This is a genomic window from Azospirillum canadense (genome assembly GCF_025961225.1).
Lineage (GTDB): Bacteria > Pseudomonadota > Alphaproteobacteria > Azospirillales > Azospirillaceae > Azospirillum > Azospirillum canadense.
The window spans coordinates 1,547,210-1,568,503 of the sequence record NZ_JAOQNG010000001.1 but is presented as its reverse complement, the minus strand read 5'-3'; the positions used below and the strand labels follow the sequence as shown (position 1 = coordinate 1,568,503).

Annotated in this window: 13 protein-coding genes and 1 riboswitch; of the genes, 4 read left to right on the top strand and 9 right to left on the bottom strand. The window is 67.3% G+C overall.

Annotated elements, in window-relative coordinates; all coding sequences use genetic code 11:
• Positions 1–95 precede the first annotated feature (95 nt).
• The 4 genes from gcl (at position 96) to oxlT (ending at position 5,424) form a co-directional block, all read left to right on the top strand.
• The gene (gcl, locus tag M2351_RS07395) at positions 96–1,865 is read left to right on the top strand and encodes a glyoxylate carboligase (RefSeq protein WP_264655467.1); all 1,770 of its coding nucleotides are present in this window, start codon (positions 96–98) and stop codon (positions 1,863–1,865) included.
• Between the two features lie 174 nt (positions 1,866–2,039).
• Positions 2,040–2,837 (top strand): hydroxypyruvate isomerase, encoded by a 798-nt coding sequence (gene hyi / locus M2351_RS07390; protein ID WP_264655466.1) that lies wholly within the window; start codon positions 2,040–2,042, stop codon positions 2,835–2,837.
• A 33-nt stretch (positions 2,838–2,870) separates the two neighbouring features.
• Entirely contained in the window at positions 2,871–3,779 is a 909-nt protein-coding gene (glxR, locus tag M2351_RS07385; RefSeq protein WP_264655465.1) for a 2-hydroxy-3-oxopropionate reductase, read from the top strand.
• 394 nt (positions 3,780–4,173) lie between these two features.
• Positions 4,174–5,424: an oxalate/formate MFS antiporter gene (gene oxlT / locus M2351_RS07380; protein WP_264655464.1), complete on the top strand. Its 1,251-nt coding sequence runs from the start codon at positions 4,174–4,176 to the stop codon at positions 5,422–5,424.
• Positions 5,425–5,529: 105 nt separating this feature from the next.
• Here oxlT and thiC read toward each other — a convergent pair whose 3' ends face one another.
• The 9 genes from thiC to oxc all read right to left on the bottom strand — a co-directional run bounded on the left by thiC (position 5,530) and on the right by oxc (position 21,290).
• Positions 5,530–7,347: a phosphomethylpyrimidine synthase ThiC gene (thiC, locus tag M2351_RS07375; RefSeq protein WP_264655463.1), complete on the bottom strand. Its 1,818-nt coding sequence runs from the start codon at positions 7,345–7,347 to the stop codon at positions 5,530–5,532.
• 96 nt (positions 7,348–7,443) lie between these two features.
• Positions 7,444–7,554, bottom strand: a riboswitch (TPP riboswitch).
• Positions 7,555–7,969: 415 nt separating this feature from the next.
• Positions 7,970–8,794 carry an IclR family transcriptional regulator gene (locus M2351_RS07370; RefSeq protein ID WP_264655462.1) on the bottom strand — a complete coding sequence of 275 codons (825 nt, stop codon included), beginning with the start codon at positions 8,792–8,794 and terminating at the stop codon, positions 7,970–7,972.
• Between the two features lie 151 nt (positions 8,795–8,945).
• Positions 8,946–11,702 (bottom strand): formate dehydrogenase subunit alpha, encoded by a 2,757-nt coding sequence (fdhF, locus tag M2351_RS07365; protein ID WP_264655461.1) that lies wholly within the window; start codon positions 11,700–11,702, stop codon positions 8,946–8,948.
• On the bottom strand, positions 11,702–13,459 hold the full coding sequence (locus M2351_RS07360; protein WP_264655460.1) for an NAD(P)H-dependent oxidoreductase subunit E: 1,758 nt from the start codon (positions 13,457–13,459) through the stop codon (positions 11,702–11,704). The genes fdhF and M2351_RS07360 overlap by 1 nt, the downstream gene beginning before the upstream one ends.
• Before the next feature lie 93 nt (positions 13,460–13,552).
• Positions 13,553–14,428: a succinate--CoA ligase subunit alpha gene (sucD, locus tag M2351_RS07355; RefSeq protein WP_264655459.1), complete on the bottom strand. Its 876-nt coding sequence runs from the start codon at positions 14,426–14,428 to the stop codon at positions 13,553–13,555.
• Positions 14,428–15,627, bottom strand: coding sequence for an ADP-forming succinate--CoA ligase subunit beta (gene sucC, locus M2351_RS07350; protein WP_264655458.1), 1,200 nt, complete (start codon positions 15,625–15,627; stop codon positions 14,428–14,430). The genes sucD and sucC overlap by 1 nt, the downstream gene beginning before the upstream one ends.
• A gap of 140 nt (positions 15,628–15,767) precedes the next feature.
• Positions 15,768–17,921, bottom strand: coding sequence for an acetate--CoA ligase family protein (locus tag M2351_RS07345; protein WP_264655457.1), 2,154 nt, complete (start codon positions 17,919–17,921; stop codon positions 15,768–15,770).
• Positions 17,922–18,115: 194 nt separating this feature from the next.
• Entirely contained in the window at positions 18,116–19,390 is a 1,275-nt protein-coding gene (frc, locus tag M2351_RS07340) for a formyl-CoA transferase (protein ID WP_264655456.1), read from the bottom strand.
• A 136-nt stretch (positions 19,391–19,526) separates the two neighbouring features.
• The gene (oxc, locus tag M2351_RS07335) at positions 19,527–21,290 is read right to left on the bottom strand and encodes an oxalyl-CoA decarboxylase (protein WP_264655455.1); all 1,764 of its coding nucleotides are present in this window, start codon (positions 21,288–21,290) and stop codon (positions 19,527–19,529) included.
• Positions 21,291–21,294 lie beyond the last annotated feature (4 nt).

Genomic DNA, 21,294 nt, shown 5'->3' with positions numbered 1-21,294 from the left:
AAGCTTTCGCCAAGTCTTTGCCGATCCGTCGCCGCGGGATCAATGCTTGGTACCAACGAAACCGCGACCCGTTACCCGAGGGAGGAGACCAAGCCATGGCAAGGATGATGGCGATTGAAGCGGCGGTGCATGTCCTGGAGAAGGAAGGCGTGTCCGTGTGCTTTGGCGTCCCCGGAGCGGCCATCAATCCGTTCTACGCCGCGTTGCAGAGGAACGGCCGCATCGGTCACGTTCTGGCCCGCCATGTCGAGGGCGCGTCCCACATGGCCGAAGGCTACACCCGCGCCACCGCGGGCAACATCGGCGTGTGCGTCGGCACCTCCGGCCCGGCCGGCACCGACATGATCACCGGCCTCTATTCGGCGTCCGCCGACAGCATCCCGATCCTGTGCATCACCGGCCAAGCGCCGCGCGCCCGCCTGCACAAGGAGGATTTCCAGGCCGTGGACATCCCGTCCATCGCCAAGCCCGTCGCCAAGTGGGCCGTCACCGTGCTGGAGCCGGGGCAGGTCCCCTACGCCTTCCAGCAGGCCTTCCACCTGATGCGCTCCGGCCGGCCGGGCCCCGTGCTGATCGACCTGCCGATCGACGTCCAAATGGCCGAGATCGAGTTCGACCCCGACGCCTACCAGCCCCTGCCCGCCTACAAGCCGGCCGCGACCCGCGCCCAGGTGGAGAAGGCGCTGACGATGCTGAACGAGGCGGAGCGCCCGCTGATCGTGGCCGGCGGCGGCATCATCAACGCCGACGCCAGCCCGGCCCTGGTGGAGTTCGCCGAGATCATCGGCGTTCCCGTGATCCCGACCCTGATGGGCTGGGGCACCATCCCCGACGACCACCCGCTGATGGCCGGCATGGTCGGCCTGCAGACCGCCCACCGCTACGGCAACGCCGCCATGCTGGCGTCCGACTTCGTGCTGGGCATCGGCAACCGCTGGGCCAACCGCCACACGGGATCCGTCGACGTCTACACCAAGGGCCGCAAGTTCGTGCATGTGGACATCGAGCCGACCCAGATCGGCCGCGTCTTCGCGCCGGATCTCGGCATCGTGTCCGACGCCGGCGCGGCGCTGGCCCTGTTCGTCGAGGTCGCCCGGGAGTGGAAGGCGGCCGGCAAGCTGAAGGACCGGTCGGAGTGGGTGGCCACCTGCCAGGCCCGCAAGCGCTCCATGCTGCGCAAGTCCGACTTCGACAACGTGCCGATCAAGCCGCAGCGCGTCTACCAGGAGATGAACCAGGCCTTCGGCCAGGACGTCTGCTACGTCTCGACCATCGGCCTGTCGCAGATCGCCGGCGCGCAGTTCCTGCACGTCTACAAGCCGCGGCACTGGATCAACTGCGGCCAAGCCGGCCCGCTCGGCTGGACCCTGCCGGCGGCGCTGGGCGTCCGCGTCGCCGACCCGAAGCGCAAGATCGTGGCGCTGTCCGGCGACTACGACTTCCAGTTCCTGATCGAGGAGCTGGCGGTCGGCGCGCAGTTCAAGCTGCCCTACATCCACGTGCTGGTGAACAACAGCTACCTCGGCCTGATCCGTCAGGCGCAGCGCGCCTTCCAGATGGACTTCCAGGTCCAGCTGTCCTTCGAGAACATCAACGCGCCGGAGATCGGCGTCTACGGTGTCGACCACGTCGCGGTGGCGGAGGGGCTGGGCTGCAAGGCCATCCGCGTCACCGAGCCGGACCGCATCCAGGAAGCCTTCACCCAGGCGCAGGCCTGGATGGACGAGTTCCAGGTCCCGGTGGTCGTCGAGGTCATCCTGGAGCGCGTGACCAACATCGCCATGGGCACGGAGATCAACAACATCACCGAGTTCGAGGAGGTGCTGGACGTCCCCGCGGACCAGCCGGAACTGGTCCGCGTGTAACAGCGGCTGCCCCCTCCCTCCCACTGCGTGGGCCCCTCCCTCCCCCGCCTTTGGCGGTGGAGGGGAAGACGGCGGCAGCCCCCTCCACCGCCAAAGGCGGGGGAGGGTTAGGGAGGGGGCAAACGCGATCCTGACAAGAACGAACGGCCCGAAACCTAAATCCGGGAGAGAGACATGCCCAAGTTCGCCGCCAACCTGACCATGCTCTACAACGAGCTGGATTTCCTCGACCGCTTCGCCGCGGCCGCGAAGGACGGCTTTTCCGGGGTCGAGTACCTGTTCCCCTACGCCTACGACAAAAACGTCCTGGCCGAGCGTCTGAAGGGTAACCGCCTCGAACAGGTGCTGCATAATTTGCCAGCCGGCAACTGGGACGCCGGGGAACGCGGCATCGCCATCCTGCCGGACCGCGTGGGCGAGTTCCAGGACGGCGTCGGCAAGGCCATCGAGTACGCGAAGACGCTGGGTTGCCCGCAGCTGAACTGTCTGGTCGGCAAGGCCCCGGCCGGCGTGTCGCGCGACACGCTGGAGCGCACGCTGGTCGACAACCTGAAGTTCGCCGCGAAGGCCCTGAAGGAGGCCGGCATCCGCTTCCTGGTCGAGCCGATCAACACGCGCGACATTCCGGGCTTCTACCTGACCAACACCAAGCAGGCGGAGCAGCTGATCGAGGCGGTCGGGTCCGACAACCTCTACATCCAGTACGACGTCTACCACATGCAGATCATGGAGGGCGATCTCGTCCCGACGATCCAGCGCCTGCTGCCGAAGATTGCGCACGTGCAGATCGCCGACAACCCCGGCCGCAACGAACCCGGCACCGGCGAGATCAACTACCCCTTCGTCTTCGCCGCCCTGGACAAGCTCGGCTACAGCGGCTGGGTCGGCTGCGAGTACAAGCCCGCCCGCGGCACCAGCGAGGGTCTCGGCTGGATGCGCGCCGCTCAGCGCACCGACACCGTCGCCGCCTGATTGATCCGCCCTAAGAAAAGCGAGGAAATTGCCATGAACGTTGGATTCATCGGTCTCGGCATCATGGGGCGTCCCATGGCCGCCCATCTGGCGGACGCTGGCCACACGCTGTACGTCTACGACATCAACCCGGCCCCGGAAGACCTTCTGGGCAAGGGCGCCAAGGCCTGCGGTTCCTCCAAGGAAGTCGCCGAGAAGGCCGACGTCATCATCACGATGGTCCCCGACACCCCGCACGTCGAGGCCGCGCTGTTCGGCAAGAACGGCGTTGCCGAGGGGCTGAAGCCGGGCAAGATCGTGGTGGACATGTCCTCCATCTCCCCGATCGAGACCAAGGCCTTCGCCAAGCGCATCAACGAGCTGGGCTGCGACTATCTCGACGCGCCGGTGTCGGGCGGTGAGGTCGGCGCCAAGGCGGCATCGCTGACCATCATGGTCGGCGGCCCGGACAAGGCCTTCGAGACGGTGAAGCCCCTCTTCGAGAAGATGGGCAAGAACGTCACGCTGGTCGGCGGCAACGGCGACGGCCAGACCACCAAGGTCGCCAACCAGATCATCGTCGCCCTGACCATCGAAGCGGTCGGCGAGGCCCTGCTGTTCGCCTCCAAGGCCGGCGCCGACCCAGCCAAGGTCCGTCAGGCGCTGATGGGCGGCTTCGCGTCCTCGCGCATCCTGGAGGTGCACGGCGAGCGCATGGTGAAGCGCACCTTCGATCCGGGCTTCCGCATCGAACTGCACCAGAAGGACCTGAACCTCGCGCTCAGCGGCGCCCGCGCGCTCGGCCTGTCGCTGCCGAACACGGCGACGTGCCAGGAGTTGTTCAACGCCTGCGCCGCCCACGGCGGCAAGGCCTGGGACCATTCCGGCATGGTCCGCGCGCTGGAGATCATGGCCAACTTCGAAATCGGCCAGAACCAGCGCGTCTCCGAACCCGCGGAGTGATGTAATTCCGTAGGTTGGGTGGAGGCGCAGCCGCAACCCGACATGTCGGCGTTGCCCGATGTGTTGGGTTGCGCTTCGCTCCACCCAACCTACGAACTCCTCACCACCCGGCGCATCGGCCTTCCGTTCTCACAGAAGGCTGAACCCGCTTTCCGGCGAAATTGGTTGCTATGGCAACCAATTGTCAGCCACACTTGCTTTTAAGGCATCAGGAATGCGGCGTCTGGCATACCAGGCGCCGCATTTCAATGACAAGCGAGGCGGAGACCGACCGAACGCGCTCCGCACGCGCCAGAAGAAGCAAGAAAGATAGCGGTTGTCCGGGAGGAACCATATGCGCCAACACGGTGCGCAAGCCGCCAGCTCCCACGCGGGGCCGTTCGGTGGTCGGTGGATGCAGTTGCTTGTCGGCGTCATCTGCATGTCGATGATCGCCAATCTCCAGTATGGATGGACCCTGTTCGTCGAGCCCATCGACGCCAAGCACGGTTGGGGCCGCGCGGCCATCCAGATCGCCTTCACCATCTTCGTCGTGACCGAAACCTGGCTGGTGCCGGTGGAGGGCTGGTTCGTGGACCGCTTCGGCCCGCGGGTCGTCGTGCTGGCCGGCGCCTTGCTGTGCGGCGCCTCCTGGGTGCTGAACGCCAACGCGGATTCGCTGGCCCTGCTCTATGTGGCGGCGGCCATCGGTGGCATCGGCGCTGGTGCGGTCTACGGCACCTGCGTCGGCAACGCGCTGAAGTGGTTTCCGGACCGTCGCGGGCTGGCCGCCGGCATCACCGCCGCGGGCTTCGGTGCGGGCTCCGCCCTGACCGTGGTGCCGATCGCCACCATGATCGAGTCCAGCGGCTATGAGGCCACCTTCCTCGCCTTCGGGCTGGGCCAGGGGCTGGTCGTCTTCGCGCTCGCCTGGCTGTTGACCGAACCTCCCCCGCCCGCCTTGTTCAGCCGCGGGGTCGGCTCTCCCCCCGTCCAGCGCCAGTACCGACCGAACGAGATCGTGCGCACGTCGGTCTTCTGGGTCATGTACGCCATGTTCGTCATGGTCGCCGGTGGCGGGCTGATGGCGACGGCTCAGCTCGGCCCCATCGCGGAGGATTTCGGGCTGTCGCAGACGCCGGTCAGCCTGATGGGCCTCACGCTGCCCGCCCTGACCTTCGCGCTGTCCATCGACCGGGTGCTGAACGGGCTGACGAGGCCCTTCTTCGGCTGGGTGTCCGACCGCATCGGGCGCGAGAACACCATGTTCGTCGCCTTCGCCGCGGAGGCCGCCGGCATTCTGGCGCTCAGCCAGTTCGGCCACGACCCGATTGCCTTCGTCATCCTGACCGGCATCGTGTTCTTCGCCTGGGGCGAGATCTACAGCCTGTTCCCGGCCTGCTGCGCCGATACCTTCGGCTCGCGCTTCGCCGCCAGCAACGCCGGCCTGCTCTACACAGCCAAGGGCACGGCGGCGCTGCTGGTGCCCTTCGCCAACCTGATAACCAACGCGACGGGAAGCTGGCAGGCGGTGTTCTTCCTGGCCGCCATCGTGAACGCGCTGGCTGCGTTCCTCGCCCTGTTCGTGCTGCGCCCCATGCGGGCGCGTTATACGGAAGCGGCACAGGAGGCGGAGCGGGCACGCATGGCGGTGTCGGTGAAGTAAGGGGGCGCCCGCAAGGGCGTCCGAGCGCTGCAATGAGCGTGCGTTTCCGACCTTCGGCCGCCCCCTCATCCTAACCTTCTCCCCGGAGGGGAGAAGGAACTGGGGTCACTCCGTCAGGTAGATTTCCCCGCCCTTGGCGCGGAAGCTTTCCGACATCTCGGCCATGCCGGAGTTGGCGTAGTCGCGCACCTCCTGCGTAATCTTCATGGAGCAGAACTTCGGCCCGCACATGGAGCAGAAGTGGGCGACCTTGGCCCCTTCCGCCGGAAGGGTCTGGTCGTGGAAGCGCTCCGCCGTCTCCGGGTCGAGCGACAGGTGGAACTGGTCGCGCCAGCGGAACTCGAAGCGGGCGCGCGACAGGGCGTCGTCGCGCTCCTGGGCGCCGGGATGGCCCTTGGCGAGGTCGGCGGCGTGGGCGGCGATCTTGTAGGTCACCACGCCCACCTTGACGTCGTCACGGTCCGGCAGGCCCAGATGCTCCTTCGGCGTCACGTAGCAGAGCATCGCCGTGCCGAACCAGCCGATCATGGCGGCGCCGATGGCGCTGGTGATGTGGTCATAGCCCGGCGCGATGTCGGTGGTCAGCGGCCCGAGCGTGTAGAAGGGCGCCTCGCCACAGAGCGCCAGTTGCTTGTCCACGTTGGCCTTGATCTTGTGCATCGGCACATGGCCGGGCCCCTCGATCATCACCTGCACGTCGTGCTTCCAAGCGATCTTGGTCAGCTCGCCCAGCGTCTCCAGCTCCGCGAACTGGGCGGCGTCGTTGGCGTCGGCGATGGAGCCCGGCCGCAGCCCGTCGCCCAGGGAGAAGGCCACGTCGTAGGCCTTCATGATCTCGCAGATCTCTTCAAACCGCTCGTAGAGGAAGCTCTCCCGGTGGTGGGACAGGCACCATTTCGCCATGATGGAGCCGCCGCGCGACACGATGCCGGTGACGCGCTTCGCCGTCAGCGGGATGTGCGCCAGCCGGATACCGGCGTGGATGGTGAAATAGTCGACGCCCTGCTCTGCCTGCTCGATCAGCGTGTCGCGGAAGATCTCCCAGGTCAGGTCCTCGGCCTTGCCGTTGACCTTCTCCAGCGCCTGGTAGATCGGCACCGTGCCGATGGGGACCGGGCTGTTGCGCAGGATCCATTCGCGGGTGGTGTGGATGTTGCGGCCGGTGGACAGGTCCATGACGGTGTCGGCCCCCCAGCGGATCGACCAGACCATCTTGTCCACCTCCTCCCCCACCGAGGACGCGACGGCGGAGTTGCCGATGTTCGCATTGATCTTGGTGAGGAAGTTGCGGCCGATGATCATCGGCTCCGCTTCGGGGTGGTTGATGTTGGCGGGGATGATCGCCCGGCCGCGTGCCACCTCGTCGCGCACGAACTCCGCCGTCACGAAATCGGGGATGGAAGCGCCGAAGTCATGGCCGTCGCGCGCGGCGGCCTCGGCCAGCTTTTGGCGACCCAGGTTCTCGCGCACGGCGATGTACTCCATCTCCGGCGTGACGATGCCGGCGCGCGCGTAGGCCATCTGCGTGACCGCCCTGCCCGGCTTGCCGCGCAATGGACGGCGGCCGGCGCGGTCGAAGACCGGAACGGCGCGGGCCTCGCCCACGCGCAGCCCGTCGTCCTCCGGGCGGATGGCGCGGCCTTCATAGGCCTCCACGTCGCCGCGCGCCTCAATCCAGGCGCGGCGCAGCTCCGGCAGGCCACGGCGGATGTCGATAGCGACGGCGGGATCGCTGTAGGGCCCTGAGGTGTCGTAGACGCGCACCGGCGCCTCGCCGCCGCCCACGTCGATCTCGCGCATGGCGACGCGCAGGTCGGAGTTGGACTCACCCGGCACATGAACCTTGCGGGAAGCCGGCAGCGGGCCGGTGGTGACGGCGAAACGGTCGTCGTCGATTGATGTGGGGGAGTAAGTGTCAGGCATTCTGGATCTCCATCGCATTCAGATCGTGGAGATCCGGGTGTGACGGAGCGGCAGAACGGACCTGTGCGGGCAGGCCCTTTTCAGGGCGTGCGTGTTCTGGTCCATTTGTTCCTGTCCCTACGCCGGTACGACCCGGATCAGGTTCAAAGGGTCCGCACCTTCCGGTGTCATCTCAGCCCCGCAACAGGGGCCCCCCTTGGAACACGGCCATGCTTACGGATGCGGGGTACCGGTGTCAACGCCGCATTGCGGCTTTTCCGACAATGTGTGATCAGAACAAAAAAGAATGGCCGTGCTGAAGCCAGCACGGCCAGTTTCCGAGAGGCTCGCATAAATGCGAAGCAACAACCCGCCCGATACAGAGGGTGAAGCACCCTTTGCATTTCCAATAATGCCGACCTCGACCGCTCTTTGCAAAGGTCTATTCACGCTTTTCCACGCTGCGGAAAAGCAAATCGCGGCGCACAAAAAAAGACCGCGCCGAATTCGGCGCGGCCAGGACTTGCAGGGAGCACTACGTGACGAAGCGAATACCATCGCTCCTCCGGGACTCGCGATAATCTCCACCTTCAGGGCGGTGGAGCGCGCCGCCCGGCCGGCGCGATTCGAATGGCGTGGCTGGTCAGGCGGCTGGCAGGCGCCCGCCGATTTCCGCAGTCACCGACGCGGCGGTGCGCTTGACCAGCTCGCCGTAGGCGGAGACGCGCGTTTCGTCGATCCGGTGGTTGGTGCTGGACAGCGACAGGGCGCCGATGACATGGGCGTTCTCGTCGTAGATCGGGGCGGCGACGCAACGCATGCCGTTCACCCGCTCTTCCTGGTCGACGGCGTAGCCGCGGCTGCGGGTCAGCGTCAGTTCGCGGTGCAACGCCGGCAGGGAGGAGACGGTCGTGCGGGTGAACTGGCGCATGCCGCGCTCGGTCAGGATGGTCTGGATGCGGGTTTCCGGCATGCCGGCCAGCAGCGCCTTGCCGACGGCGGAGCAGTGCAGCAGCGTGCGGTCGGTCACCGGCAGCGCCGCCTGGACGACGCGCGGGCCGCCGACGCGGTGCAGATAGATGGCTTCGCCATTCTCCTCCACGGCGAGGTTCACGACCTCGCTGGTCTCCTCCATCAGCCGGCGCATGCGCGGCCTGGCGACGTCGAGGAGGCTGCGGGTCTTCAGGAAGCCGGTGCCGGTCATGTAAGCCTGCACGCCCACCGCCCAGCCGCGCTTGCCCTGGTCGAAGCGCACGTAGCGCTCCTCCTGCAAGGTGGTCAGCAGGCGGTGCGTGGTGGAAGGCGACAGGTCGGCGGCGTCGGCCACCGCCGTCAGGCTCATCGGGCCGTCCGACTGGCCGAGAATGGTGAGGATGTGCAGGGCGCGCGACAGGGACTGCACCAGGTTGCCCTTGGAGGCCCGGTCATTGGCCGCTTCGGTACCACAGGCTCGCACGTTCGACTTCATGGTCCATCCCTCGGTGTATCGGCGCTTTTTGGCGCGCCTTTGGTTTGTTTGGGCGGTTTTCCCCACCCCGACCCTCCCCCGCTGGGCGGGGGAGGGAGAAGGCGGTCCCCTCCCCCGCCCAGCGGGGGAGGGTTAGGGTGGGGGCAAGCGTTTACTGAACGACAGGCTCGATCCGGGCAGCGGAGAACTTGAACTCCGGGATCTTGCCGTAGGGGTCCAGCTTGGGGTTGGTCAGGACGTTGGCCGCGGCCTCCGCGTAGCAGAAAGGCACGAACACGAGGCCCGACGGGACCGCGTAGTCGGACCGCGCCTTCAGCTCGATGGCGCCGCGGCGGGTGGTGACCTTCACCATGGCGCCGGCATCCACACCCAGGCGGCGCAGATCCGCCGGGCTCATGTAGGCGACGGCCTCCGGCTCGATGTCGTCCAGGACCTGGGCGCGGCGGGTCATCGACCCGGTGTGCCAGTGCTCCAGCTGGCGGCCGGTGGTGACCACCATCGGGAACTCCGCGTCCGGTTCCTCGGCCGGCGGGATCACGTCGGCGGGGACGAGGCGACCGCGGCCGTTGGCTGTGGGGAAGCCGTCGCCGAAGACGATCTCCTGGCCCGGGTCGTCGGCCGACAGGCTCGGGTAGGTGACCGAGCCCTCACGCTCCAGACGCTCCCACGTGATGTTGTCGAGCGAGGGCATGGCCCCCTTCATCTCGCGGAACACGTCGCGGGCGTGGGCGTAGTTCCAGTCCAGCCCCAGGCCGCGGGCCATTTCGTTCACGATCCACAGATCCTGGCGGGCATCGCCCGGCGTCGGCAGGGCCTGGCGGCCGAGCTGCACCTGACGGTTGGTGTTGGTCACCGTGCCCGTCTTCTCCGGCCAGGCCGAAGCCGGCAGGACGACGTCGGCGTACTTGGCCGTCTCCGTCAGGAACAGGTCCTGAACCACGAGATGGTCGAGCTTGGCGAGCGCGTCGCGGGCGTGCTCAACGTCGGGGTCGGACATCGCGGGGTTCTCGCCCATGATGTACATGCCCTTCAGCTTCCCGGCGTGGATCGCGTCCATGATCTCCACGACGGTCAGGCCGCGCTTCGGGTCGAGCTTGGTGTCCCAGTAGTCCTCGTAGAAGGCGCGGACCTCCGGATCGTCCACCGGGCGGTAGTCCGGGAACATCATCGGGATCAGGCCGGCGTCCGACGCGCCCTGGACGTTGTTCTGGCCGCGCAGCGGGTGCAGGCCGGTGCCGGGGCGGCCGATCTGGCCGGTGATGAGCGACAGCGCGATCAGGCAGCGCACGTTGTCGGTGCCGTGGGTGTGCTGCGACACGCCCATGCCCCAGAAGATGATCGAGCCCTTGGACGTGGCGTAGAGCCGGGCGACCTCGCGCAGGGTCTCCGCCGGGATGCCGCAGATCGGGGCCATCTCCTCCGGCGAGAAGTTGGCGACGTGGGCGCGCAGCTCCTCGAAGTCCTCGGTGTGGTCGCGGACGTAGTCGGCGTCGTACAGCCCCTCCGCGATGATCGTGTGCAGCATGGCGTTCAGCATCGGCACGTCGCGGCCGGGCTTGAACTGCATCATGTGCGTCGCGAAGCGCTTCAGCGCCTGGCCGCGCGGGTCCATGATGACCAGCTTGGCGCCCTTCTTCACCGCGTTCTTGAAGAAGGTCGCGGCGACGGGATGGTTCTCGGTCGGGTTGGAGCCGATGACGACGATCACCTCGGCGTCCTTGGCCGCCATGAAGGGGGCCGTCACCGCGCCCGACCCGATGCCCTCGATCAGCGCCGCCACGGAGGAGGCGTGGCAAAGACGCGTGCAGTGGTCGACGTTGTTGGTGCCGAAGCCGACGCGCACCAGCTTCTGGAACAGGTACGCCTCTTCGTTGGAGCCCTTGGCCGAGCCGAAGCCGGCGAGCGCGGAGCCGCCCAGATCGTCGCGGATCTTGCGCAGGCTGCCGGTGGCGACCGCCAGGGCTTCCTCCCACGTGGCTTCGCGGAAGTGGGTCAGCGGGTTCAGCGGGTCGATGTCCACGTCGTGCTTGGACACGCCTTCCTTGCGGATCAGCGGCTTGGTCAGGCGGTGCGGGTGGTGGATGTAGTCGAAGCCGAAGCGGCCCTTCACACACAGCCGGTTCTTGTTGGCCGGGCCATCGCGCCCTTCCACCGACAGCAGCTTCTCGTCCTTGATGTTGTAGGTCAGCTGGCAACCGACGCCGCAGTAGGGGCAGACGCTGTCCACCTTGCGGTCCGGCTCCGCCGTGAAGACGCCGGTGTTCAGGTCCACCTGGGTCTTCGGCATCAGCGCGCCGGTCGGGCAGGCCTGCACGCACTCGCCGCAGGCCACGCAGGTGCTGTCGCCCATCGGGTCGGCGAAGTCGAAGACGATCGTCTCCTTGTGGCCGCGCAGCGCCATGCCGATCACGTCGTTGACCTGGACCTCGCGGCAGGCGCGGACGCACAGGTTGCACTGGATGCAGGCGTCGAGCTGCACGGCCATGGCCGGGTGGCTGAAGTCCGGCTTCGGCGCGCTTTCACGGCGCGGGAAGCGGCTGTCGGACACCTCCAGATGGTCGGCCCAATGCCAGAACGAGGAGTTCGGGTCGTGGGCTTCCTCGCGCTTGGGCTGGTCGGTGACCAGCATCTCGATGACCATCTTGCGGGCGAACTTCGCCTTGTCGCTGGCCGAGCGGACGCGCATGCCCGCGGTCGGATGGCGCACGCAAGAGGCGGTCAGCACGCGCTCGCCGTCGACTTCGACCATGCAGGCGCGGCAGTTGCCGTCGGCCCGGTAGCCCGGCGCGTCGGAGTAGCAGAGGTGCGGGATCTCGGTGCCGAGGCGGTTGGCGACCTGCCAGATGGTCTCGCCCGGCTGCGCTTCGACGAGTTCGTCGTCCAGATGGAAGAGGATGCGGTCGCTCATCACTTGTCTCCCTGCCCGGTCTTGGAACCCAGGGCAAGCTCGGCGCGGAAATGCTTCAGCGCGGTCTTCAGCGGGTTCATGGCGGCCTGGCCCAGGCCGCAGATGGAGGCGGAGCCCATCAGGGCGGCCAGCTCATCCAGCAGCGGCTCGTCCCAGACCGGCTGCTTGATCAGCGCCACGGCCTTTTCGGTGCCGACGCGGCAGGGCGTGCACTGGCCGCAGCTCTCGTCCTCGAAGAAGTCCAGCAGGTTGCGGACGACCTTGCGCATGTCGTCCTTGTCCGACAGGACCACCACGGCCGCCGAACCGATGAAGCAGCCGTGCTGCTCCAGCGTGCCGAAGTCCAGCGGGATGTCGTCCATGCTGGCCGGCAGGATGCCGCCGGACGCGCCGCCCGGCAGGTAGCCGATGAAGCGGTGGCCGTCGGCCATGCCGCCGCAATACTCCTCGATCAGCTCGCGGATCGTCACACCGGCGGGAGTCAGCTTGACGCCCGGCTCCTTGACATGGCCGGAGACGGAGAAGCTGCGCAGGCCCTTGCGGCCGTTGCGGCCGAAGCTGCCCCACCAGTCGCCGCCCTTTTCCAGGATGTCGCGGATCCAGAACAGCGTTTCGACGTTGTTGATCAGCGTCGGGCGGCCGAACAGGCCGACGACCGACGGGAACGGCGGCTTGTGGCGCGGCAGGCCGCGCTTGCCCTCGATGCTTTCCAGCATCGCGGACTCCTCGCCGCAGATATAGGCGCCGGCGCCGCGGCGCAGGTGGATGCGGGTGTGGTCGGCGAGGCCGGCCTCCTCGATCTTCGCGATCTCCCGCAGCAGCGCCTCGCGGATGTGCGGGTACTCGTCGCGCAGGTAAATGTAGACGTCGGTCGCCTCGACCACCCAAGCGCCGATCAGCATGCCTTCCAGGAAGCGATGCGGATCGTTCTCCAGGTGGAAGCGATCCTTGAAGGTGCCGGGCTCGCCCTCGTCGCCGTTCACCGCCATCAGGCGGGGGCCGGGCTCGTGCCGGACGAAGCGCCACTTGCGGCCCGTCGGGAAGCCGGCGCCGCCGAGGCCACGCAGGTTGGACGATTCCAGCTTGCCAAGGATGTCCTCGACCGCGACACGGCCTTCCTTGCAGTCGACCAGCAACTTGTAGCCGCCGTCTTGGCGGTATTGATCGAAGCCGATGCAGTTCGGCAGGTGCGGGTGGGTGTCGCCGCTTTTCACGGCCTCCACCACGCTCTCGACCGTGGCGTTCTCGTGCAGCGCGTGGCCGATGGCGACCGCCGGGGCGTTGTGGCAGGCGCCCATGCAGGGCGCGCGGATGACGCGGACGTCCGAGCCCATCTCCGCCTTCAGGTCGTCCAGCAGCTTCTCGCCGCCGGCCATGCAGCAGCTCAGGCTGTCGCAGACCCGCACCGTGAGCGCGGGAGGAGCCTCCTCCCCCTCCATCACGATGTCGAAGTGGGCGTAGAAGGAGGCCACCTCGTACACCTCGACCAGCGCCAGCCGCATTTCCTGCGCCAGGGCGGCGAGGTGGCGGGCGTGCAGGGCGTGGAAGGTGTCCTGCAGAAGGTGCAGGTGCTCGATCAGCAGGTCGCGCTGGCGGGACCGGTCGCCGAGCAGTTCCTGCACCTCGGCCAACGCTGCGGGGTCGACCTGGCGGCCCTTGGGCTGAACGCGGGTGTTCCGCCGCCCGGCGCCGGGATGGATGGCCCGTTTTCCGGGTTCGCGCTTCTTCTCGTTATTGGCGACAATGGCCGTGTCCATTGCTCCGCCCCCTCTCGTCGTTCGTTAGCGTTTGTTATGGCGTGGCGCGGGTTGTTGTTCTTGGTGCGCCACGCGTCTCGGACCCTTAACCCATCAGCCCTTGAAGACCTTGAGCATGGTGGAACCCAGGCTGGCCGGGCTGTCGGCGACGGCGATGCCGGCCGACTTCATGAACTCGATCTTGAAGTCGGCGGTGTCGTTGCCGCCGGAGATCACCGCACCCGCATGGCCCATGCGGCGGCCCGGAGGCGCCGTGCGACCGGCGATGAAGCCGACCACCGGCTTCTTGGTGCCGGAGTCCTTGATGAACTCCGCGCCCTTGACCTCGGCGTCGCCGCCGATCTCGCCGATCATGATGATGCCCTCGGTCTCCGGGTCCTTCAGGAACAGCTCCAGGCTGTCCACGAAGTTGGTGCCGTTGACCGGGTCGCCGCCGATGCCGATGCAGGTCGTCTGCCCCAGCCCGGCGGCCGTGGTCTGCGCCACCGCTTCGTAGGTAAGCGTGCCGGAGCGCGAGACAATGCCGATCTTGCCGCGCTTGTGGATGTGACCCGGCATGATGCCGATCTTGCACTCGTCGGGCGTGATGATGCCCGGGCAGTTCGGCCCGATCAGACGGGTCTTGGAGTTGCCCAGCGCGCGCTTGACGCGGACCATGTCGAGCACCGGGATGCCCTCGGTGATGCAGACCACCAGCGGGATCTCGGCGTCGATCGCCTCCAGGATGGCGTCGGCCGCGAAGGGCGGCGGCACGTAGATCACCGACGCGTTGGCGCCGGTCTTCTCGACCGCGTCGGCCACCGTGTCGAACACCGGCAGGTCGAGGTGCTTGGTGCCGCCCTTGCCCGGGGTGACGCCGCCGACCATCTTCGTGCCGTAGGCGATCGCCTGCTCCGAGTGGAAGGTGCCCTGGGCGCCCGTGAAGCCCTGGCAAATGACCTTCGTGTTCTTGTCGACGAGGACGGACATCAGGCACGCTCCTTCACGACGGCACGAACGATCTTCTCGGCGGCGTCGGCCAGATTGTCGGCGGAAATGATGGGAAGACCGGAGTCGGCGAGGATCTGCTTGCCGAGCGCGACGTTGGTGCCCTCCAGCCGAACGACCAGGGGGACGTGCAACTGCACCTCGCGCGCGGCGGCGACCACGCCCTCGGCGATGACGTCGCAGCGCATGATGCCGCCGAAGATGTTGACCAGGATGCCCTTCACGTTCGGGTCGGACAGGATCAGCTTGAAGGCCGCGGTTACGCGCTCCTTCGTGGCGCCGCCGCCGACGTCGAGGAAGTTGGCCGGCTCGCCGCCGTACAGCTTGATGATGTCCATGGTGGCCATCGCCAGGCCGGCGCCGTTCACCATGCAGCCGATGTTGCCGTCGAGCTTGACGTAGTTCAGGTCGTGCTTGGCCGCCTCGATCTCCGCCGGGTCCTCCTCCGCCTCGTCGCGCAGGGCGGCGACGTCCTTGTGGCGGAACAGCGCGTTGTCGTCGAAGGCCATCTTGGCATCGAGCGCCAGGATGTCGCCCGCGCCGGTGACGATCAGCGGGTTGATCTCCAGGATGGAGCAGTCCAGGTCGTTGAAGGCGCGGTACATGGCCGTCAGGAACTTCGCCGCGGCGCCCACCTGCTTGCCTTCCAGGCCCAGCGCGAAGGCGACCTTGCGGGTGTGATAGCCCTGGATGCCGGTGGCCGGGTCGACGGCGACCTTGATGATCCGCTCCGGCGTGTTGTGGGCGACCTCCTCGATCTCCATGCCGCCTTCAGTCGAGGCGATGATGGTCACGCGGCCCGAGGCGCGGTCCACCAGCATGCCGAGGTACAGCTCCCGCTTGATGTCGGCGCCTTCCTCGATGTAGACGCGCTTGACCTCCTTGCCCTCGGCGCCGGTCTGCTTGGTCACCAGGACGTGGCCCAGCATCTCGCCAGCGTTCTTCGTGACGTCCTCGACCGACTTGACGACGCGGACGCCGCCCTTGCCCTCGGGGTTGTCCTTGAAGCGGCCGGCGCCACGGCCACCGGCGTGGATCTGCGACTTCACCACATAAACGGGGCCGCCCAGCTCGCGCGCGGCGACCTCGGCCTCCTCGGCGGTGAACGCGACGCCCCCGCGGGGAACCGCCACCCCGTATTTGCGCAGAAGGTCCTTCGCCTGATGCTCGTGGATGTTCATGGTGTTTGTGTCCCCTCCCCCAAAAAGCAGTTTGTTCGGTTGCCCTGTAGGTTGGGTGAAGCGCCAGCGGAACCCAACGGGCTCCCCTGGCGGCCATTGTTGGGTTCCGGCTTTGCCTTCACCCAACCTACGATTTTATTTTAGAGCAGGCCCGCCGCGCGCGCCCACTTGTACTTGGCGCCCAGGACCGCGACCGGCGTTTCGGTCGTGTACGGGTAGGCGACGACGCCGTGGTCGTAGAGGTAGGTCGCGGCCTCCTCCACCTGCACGTCGCCGGCCAGCGAGGCGACGATGGGCTTTTCGATGCCCTTCGCCTTCATCTCGTCCTTCACCTCGACGACCAGCTTGGCGAACACCATCGGCGGCGTGATGATCGTGTGCCAGTAGCCCAGGATCAGCGCGTGGATGCGGTCGTCCTGCAGGCCCAGGCGGATGGTGTTCTGGTAGGTCGTCGGCGGCTCGCCGCCCGTGATGTCCACCGGGTTGCCGGCGGCGCCGAAGGGCGGGATGAACTTGCGGAACGCCGCGTCGAGGTCCGGCGGCATCGCCATCAGCGATAGGCCGTTGTCCACGCAGGCGTCCGACAGCAGCACGCCCGACCCGCCGGCGCCGGTGATGATCACCACGTTCTCGCCCTTCGGCGTCGGCAGCACCGGGATGCCGCGGGCGAACTGCAGCAGGTCCTGCAGGCTGCGCGCCCGCACCACGCCCGACTGCTTCAGCACGTCCTCGTAGATCTTGTCGTTGCCGGCGAGCGCGCCGGTGTGGGAGCTGGCCGCCCGCGCGCCGAGCGAGGTGCGCCCGGCCTTCAGCACGACGACCGGCTTCTTCTTCGACACCTGCTTGGCGGCCTCCGCGAAGGAGCGGCCGTCCTTCAGGTCCTCGCAGTGCATGGCAACGACCTGGGTGTTCTCGTCCTGCTCGAAGAAGTACAGCAGGTCGTCCTCATCGATGTCCGACTTGTTGCCGAGCCCGACGATGGCCGACACGCCCATCTTGGCCGACCGGCTGAAGCCGATGATCGCCATGCCGATGCCGCCGGACTGCGACGACAGCGCCGCCTTGCCCTTTACGTCGTACGGCGTGCAGAAGGTCGCGCAGAGGTTCTTCGGCGTGTAGTAGAAGCCGTAGATGTTCGGCCCCATCAGGCGCACGTCATGCTTGCGCGCGATGGCGACGATCTCCTCCTGGCCCTCCACGTTGCCGGTCTCGGCGAAGCCCGACGGGATCAGCACGGCGCCGGGGATCTTCTTCTCGCCGACCTCGGTCAGGGCCTGCGCCACGAACTTGGCCGGGATGGCGAAGACCGCCACATCGATGTTGCCCGGGACGTCCTTGACGCTTCGGTAGGCCTTGTAGCCCAGGATGTCGTCGGCCTTGGGGTGGATCGGGTAGATCTGGCCCTTGTAGCCGCCGTTGATGAGGTTCTTCATCACGGAGTTGCCGATCTTCCCGTCCTCGGCCGAGGCGCCGATGACCGCCACCGCGTCGGGCTTCATGATCCGGTTCATCTGCCGGACGATCTGCTCCTGCGTCGGGCGGTAGCGCGGGGTCTTGGCCTCGAAGTCGAGCACCACGCGCACGTCGGCGGCGGTGGCGCCGTCCTCCCGCGCGAAGACCGGGTTGAGGTCGAGCTCCACGATCTCCGGCACCTCGTCGACGAGGCGGGAGACGTTGACGATCACGGCGGCGAGCGCCTCGCGGTCGACCGGCTTGCCGCCGCGCACGCCCTTCAGCATCTCCGCGGCCTGGATGCCGTCGAGCATCGTCAGGGCCTCGTCGCGCGACACCGGGGCGAGGCGGAAGGTGACGTCCTTCAGCACCTCGACCAGCACGCCACCGAGGCCGAAGGCGACCAGCTTGCCGAAGCTCTGGTCGGTGATGGAGCCGACGATGACCTCGGTCCCGCCCTTCAGCATCTGCTGGACCTGGATGCCGATCAGCTCGGCCTTAGGGTCATAGGCGCGGGCGCGGTCCATGATGGTCTTGAAGCCGTCGCGGACGGCGTCGGCGCTCTGGACGCCGACCAGCACGCCGCCGGCCTCCGTCTTGTGCAGAATCTGCGGCGACACGATCTTCAGGACGACCGGGAAGCCCATGCCCTCGGCCAGCGTCACCGCCTCGTCGGCGGTCTTCGCCAAGCCTTCCTTGGGCACCGGAATGCCGTAAAGGTCGCAGAGTTCCTTGGCCTCCGGCGCGGTCAGCGCATTGCGGCCTTCCGCCTTCGCGGTGTCGAGAAGACGGCGGACGGTCTCTGCGGAGCCTTTCCGGCTCTGATCGTAGGCTACGCTCATGGCGTTCCCTCCTTGCGAACTTCTTTTTCGGGCTTTGTTCTTTTGAATTCGCGTCGCGGGCAGATTTCTTAACGTTGGTCGGCAGCGGTTAGTGTCCGCGGCGCACATGAGGTGTCTCGGCGTGGGAGCGGCGCTCCCGCCTCCCCCGCCCTGCGGCGGGGAAGGCTGTAGGCTGTGGTGCGAGGCTCCTGCGGTTACTCGGCGGCCAGACGCCGGGTGGCGCCGAGCGCGCCGCTCTCCCGCAGTTCGGCGATGCGCTGCGGGTCGAAGCCCAGCACCTCGCTCAGGATCTCGTCGGTGTGCTCGCCCAGCAGCGGCGAGCGCGTCACCTCGGTCGGGCTGTCCGACAGCTTGATCGGGTTGCCGACCGACAGGTACTTGCCACGCTTCGGGTGATCGACCTCCACGACGGTGCCGGTCTCGCGCAGGGACTGGTCTTCGGCCAGTTCCTTCATGGACAGGATCGGGCCGCAGGGGATGTCGTGCTGGTTCAGGATTTCCATGGCCTCGAACTTCGTCTTGGTCATGGTCCATTCCTCCACCGTCGCGAAGATCTCCTTCAGGCGCGGTAGGCGGGCAACCGGCGTGGCGTAGTCCGGGTCGGTGACCCACTCCGGCTTGCCGATCACGTCGCAGATCTTGGCCCAGACCGGGGCCTGGGTGATGAAGTAGATGTAGGCGTTCGGGTCGGTCTCCCAGCCCTTGCACTTCAGGATCCAGCCCGGCTGGCCACCGCCCGAGGCATTGCCGGCGCGCGGCACCGTGTCGCCGAACTCGCCGTTCGGGTACTGCGGGTATTCCTTCAGCGGGCCGTGGGCGAGCCGCTGCTGGTCGCGCAGCTTGACGCGGCAGAGGTTCAGAACGGCGTCCTGCATGGCCGCCAGCACCTTCTGGCCGCGGCCGGTGTGGGTGCGCTGGTAGAGCGCGGTGACGATGCCCAGCGCCAGGTGCAGGCCGGTGCCGCTGTCGCCGATCTGCGCGCCGGTGACCAGCGGCGGGCCGTCGTCGAAGCCGGTGGTGGAGGCGGCACCGCCCGCGCACTGGGCGACGTTCTCGTAGACCTTGCAGTCCTCATAGGGGCCGGGGCCGAAGCCCTTGACCGAGGCCACGATGATGCGGGGGTTGATCTCCTGGATGCGTTCCCACGAGAAGCCCATGCGGTCGAGGACGCCGGGGGCGAAGTTCTCGACCATCACGTCGCAGGTGCGGACCAGCTCTTCCAGGATCGCCTTGCCGGCGGGGTTCTTGGTGTCGAGCGTGATCGACCGCTTGTTGTGGTTCAGCATGGTGAAGTAAAGGCTGTCGGCATCGGGAATATCGCGCAGCTGGCCGCGCGTGATGTCCCCTTCCCCCGGACGCTCGACCTTGATCACGTCGGCCCCGAACCACGCCAGCAGCTGCGTGCAGGTCGGGCCCGACTGGACGTGGGTGAAGTCGAGAATCTTGACGCCTTCAAGTGCCTTTGCCATCCAACCCTCCCAGGGTCTCGTGTGGTGTTGTCCCCGCGTCCCTTGGTCCGCGTTTTTCGGGATGTCGCGGTCCGCTTGTTGGGGGCGGACCGCGCTTTACTTCAACGGGGGACTGTTCGGTTCCTTGGTGTTTGCTTTAGGTCTTCGGGCCCTTGCGGACCGCGCTCGTCGGGTTCAGGCTGCCGATGTTGCCGCTCTCGGTGCCGGCCGCCGGGTCGATGGCGGCGTTGATGAGCGTCGGCTTGCCGGAGTTCATCGCCTCGGCAACGGCCCGGTACAGCTCGTCCGGCGAGGTGACGTGGACGCCGGTGCCACCGAACGCTTCCATCATCTTGTCGTAGCGGCTGTCCGGCACGAAGACCATCGGCGACGGGTCGGCGCCGCCGGTCGGGTTGGTGTCGGTGCCGCGGTAGATGCCGTTGTTGTTGAAGACGACGATGCAGACCGGCAGGTTGTACCGGCAGACCGTCTCCACCTCCATGCCGGAGAAGCCGAAGGCGCTGTCGCCCTCGATCGCCAGCACCGGCTTGCCGGTCTCCACGGCGGCGGCGACGGCGTAGCCCATGCCGATGCCCATCACGCCCCAGGTGCCGACGTCCAGGCGCTTGCGCGGCTGGTACATGTCGATGATGCCGCGGGCGAGGTCGAGTGTGTTGGCGCCCTCGTTGACCAGGATCGCGTCCGGACGCTCCTTGATGATGCGGCGCAGGGCCCCAAGCGCGCCGTGGAAGTCCATCGGCGACTTGTTGTTCATCAGCTTGGGCGCCATCTTGGCGATGTTGGCGTCCTTCTTCGTGCTGACCGTCTCCAGCCATTCGGACGGCGGCGGGGTCCAGTCACCACCCAGGCCGGCGGTCAGGGCCGACACGCAGGAGCCGATGTCGCCGACCAGCGGGGCGACGATCTCGACGTTGCTGTCCATCTCCTTCGGCTCGATGTCGATCTGGATGAACTTCTTCGAGCCGGGCTCGCCCCAGGACTTGCCCTTGCCGTGCGACAGCAGCCAGTTCAGGCGGGCGCCGACCAGCAGGACGACATCCGAATCCTTCAGCACGGTGGAGCGGGCGGCGCCGGCCGACTGCGGGTGCGTGTCGGGCAGCAGGCCCTTGGCCATGCTCATCTGGAGGAACGGGATGCCGCTCTTCTCGATCAGCTCGCGCACCGCGTCGTCGGCTTGCGCGTAGGCGGCGCCCTTGCCGAGGATGATCAGCGGACGCTTGGCGCCCTTCATCACGTCGAGCGCGCGGGCCACCGCCGACGGGGCCGGCAGCTGGTCCGGGGCCGGGTCGATGACCTTCACCAGCGACTTGGCACCCTCGGCGGCGTTCATCACCTGCGAGAACAGCTTGGCCGGCAGGTCGAGGTAGACGCCGCCCGGACGGCCGGAGACGGCCGCGCGGATGGCGCGGGCGACGGCGATGCCGATGTCCTGGGCGTGCAGCACGCGGAAGGCCGCCTTGCAGAGCGGCTTGGCGATGGCGAGCTGGTCCATCTCCTCATAGTCGCCCTGCTGGAGATCGACGATCTCGCGCTCGGACGACCCGGAGATCAGGATCATCGGGAAGCAGTTGGTGGTCGCGTTGGCGAGAGCGGTCAGGCCGTTCAGGAAGCCCGGGGCCGACACGGTCAGGCAGACGCCCGGCTTCTTGGTGAGGAAACCGGCGACGGCGGCGGCATGGCCGGCGTTCTGCTCGTGGCGGAAGGAGATGACGCGCATGCCCTCGCCCTGCGCCATGCGGAGCAGGTCGGAAATCGGAATGCCGGGCACGCAGTACAGATTCTCGATGCCATTGAGCTTGAGCGCATCGATGACGAGCTGAAAGCCATCCGTCAGCGCTGCGTCGACTTCGGTTTCGTCCGTGGCTTGGTTCTTGACCATCGTTGCAGCCGCACTAGACATAAGG

What these genes read in the sequence shown, in the direction of transcription:
- gcl (WP_264655467.1), top strand. Translation starts at nt 96, where the DNA reads ATGGCAAGGATGATGGCGATTGAAGCGGCGGTGCATGTCCTGGAGAAG.
- hyi (WP_264655466.1), top strand. Translation starts at nt 2,040, where the DNA reads ATGCCCAAGTTCGCCGCCAACCTGACCATGCTCTACAACGAGCTGGAT.
- glxR (WP_264655465.1), top strand. Translation starts at nt 2,871, where the DNA reads ATGAACGTTGGATTCATCGGTCTCGGCATCATGGGGCGTCCCATGGCC.
- oxlT (WP_264655464.1), top strand. Translation starts at nt 4,174, where the DNA reads ATGCAGTTGCTTGTCGGCGTCATCTGCATGTCGATGATCGCCAATCTC.
- thiC (WP_264655463.1), bottom strand. Translation starts at nt 7,347, where the DNA reads ATGCCTGACACTTACTCCCCCACATCAATCGACGACGACCGTTTCGCC.
- M2351_RS07370 (WP_264655462.1), bottom strand. Translation starts at nt 8,794, where the DNA reads ATGAAGTCGAACGTGCGAGCCTGTGGTACCGAAGCGGCCAATGACCGG.
- fdhF (WP_264655461.1), bottom strand. Translation starts at nt 11,702, where the DNA reads ATGAGCGACCGCATCCTCTTCCATCTGGACGACGAACTCGTCGAAGCG.
- M2351_RS07360 (WP_264655460.1), bottom strand. Translation starts at nt 13,459, where the DNA reads ATGGACACGGCCATTGTCGCCAATAACGAGAAGAAGCGCGAACCCGGA.
- sucD (WP_264655459.1), bottom strand. Translation starts at nt 14,428, where the DNA reads ATGTCCGTCCTCGTCGACAAGAACACGAAGGTCATTTGCCAGGGCTTC.
- sucC (WP_264655458.1), bottom strand. Translation starts at nt 15,627, where the DNA reads ATGAACATCCACGAGCATCAGGCGAAGGACCTTCTGCGCAAATACGGG.
- M2351_RS07345 (WP_264655457.1), bottom strand. Translation starts at nt 17,921, where the DNA reads ATGAGCGTAGCCTACGATCAGAGCCGGAAAGGCTCCGCAGAGACCGTC.
- frc (WP_264655456.1), bottom strand. Translation starts at nt 19,390, where the DNA reads ATGGCAAAGGCACTTGAAGGCGTCAAGATTCTCGACTTCACCCACGTC.
- oxc (WP_264655455.1), bottom strand. Translation starts at nt 21,290, where the DNA reads ATGTCTAGTGCGGCTGCAACGATGGTCAAGAACCAAGCCACGGACGAA.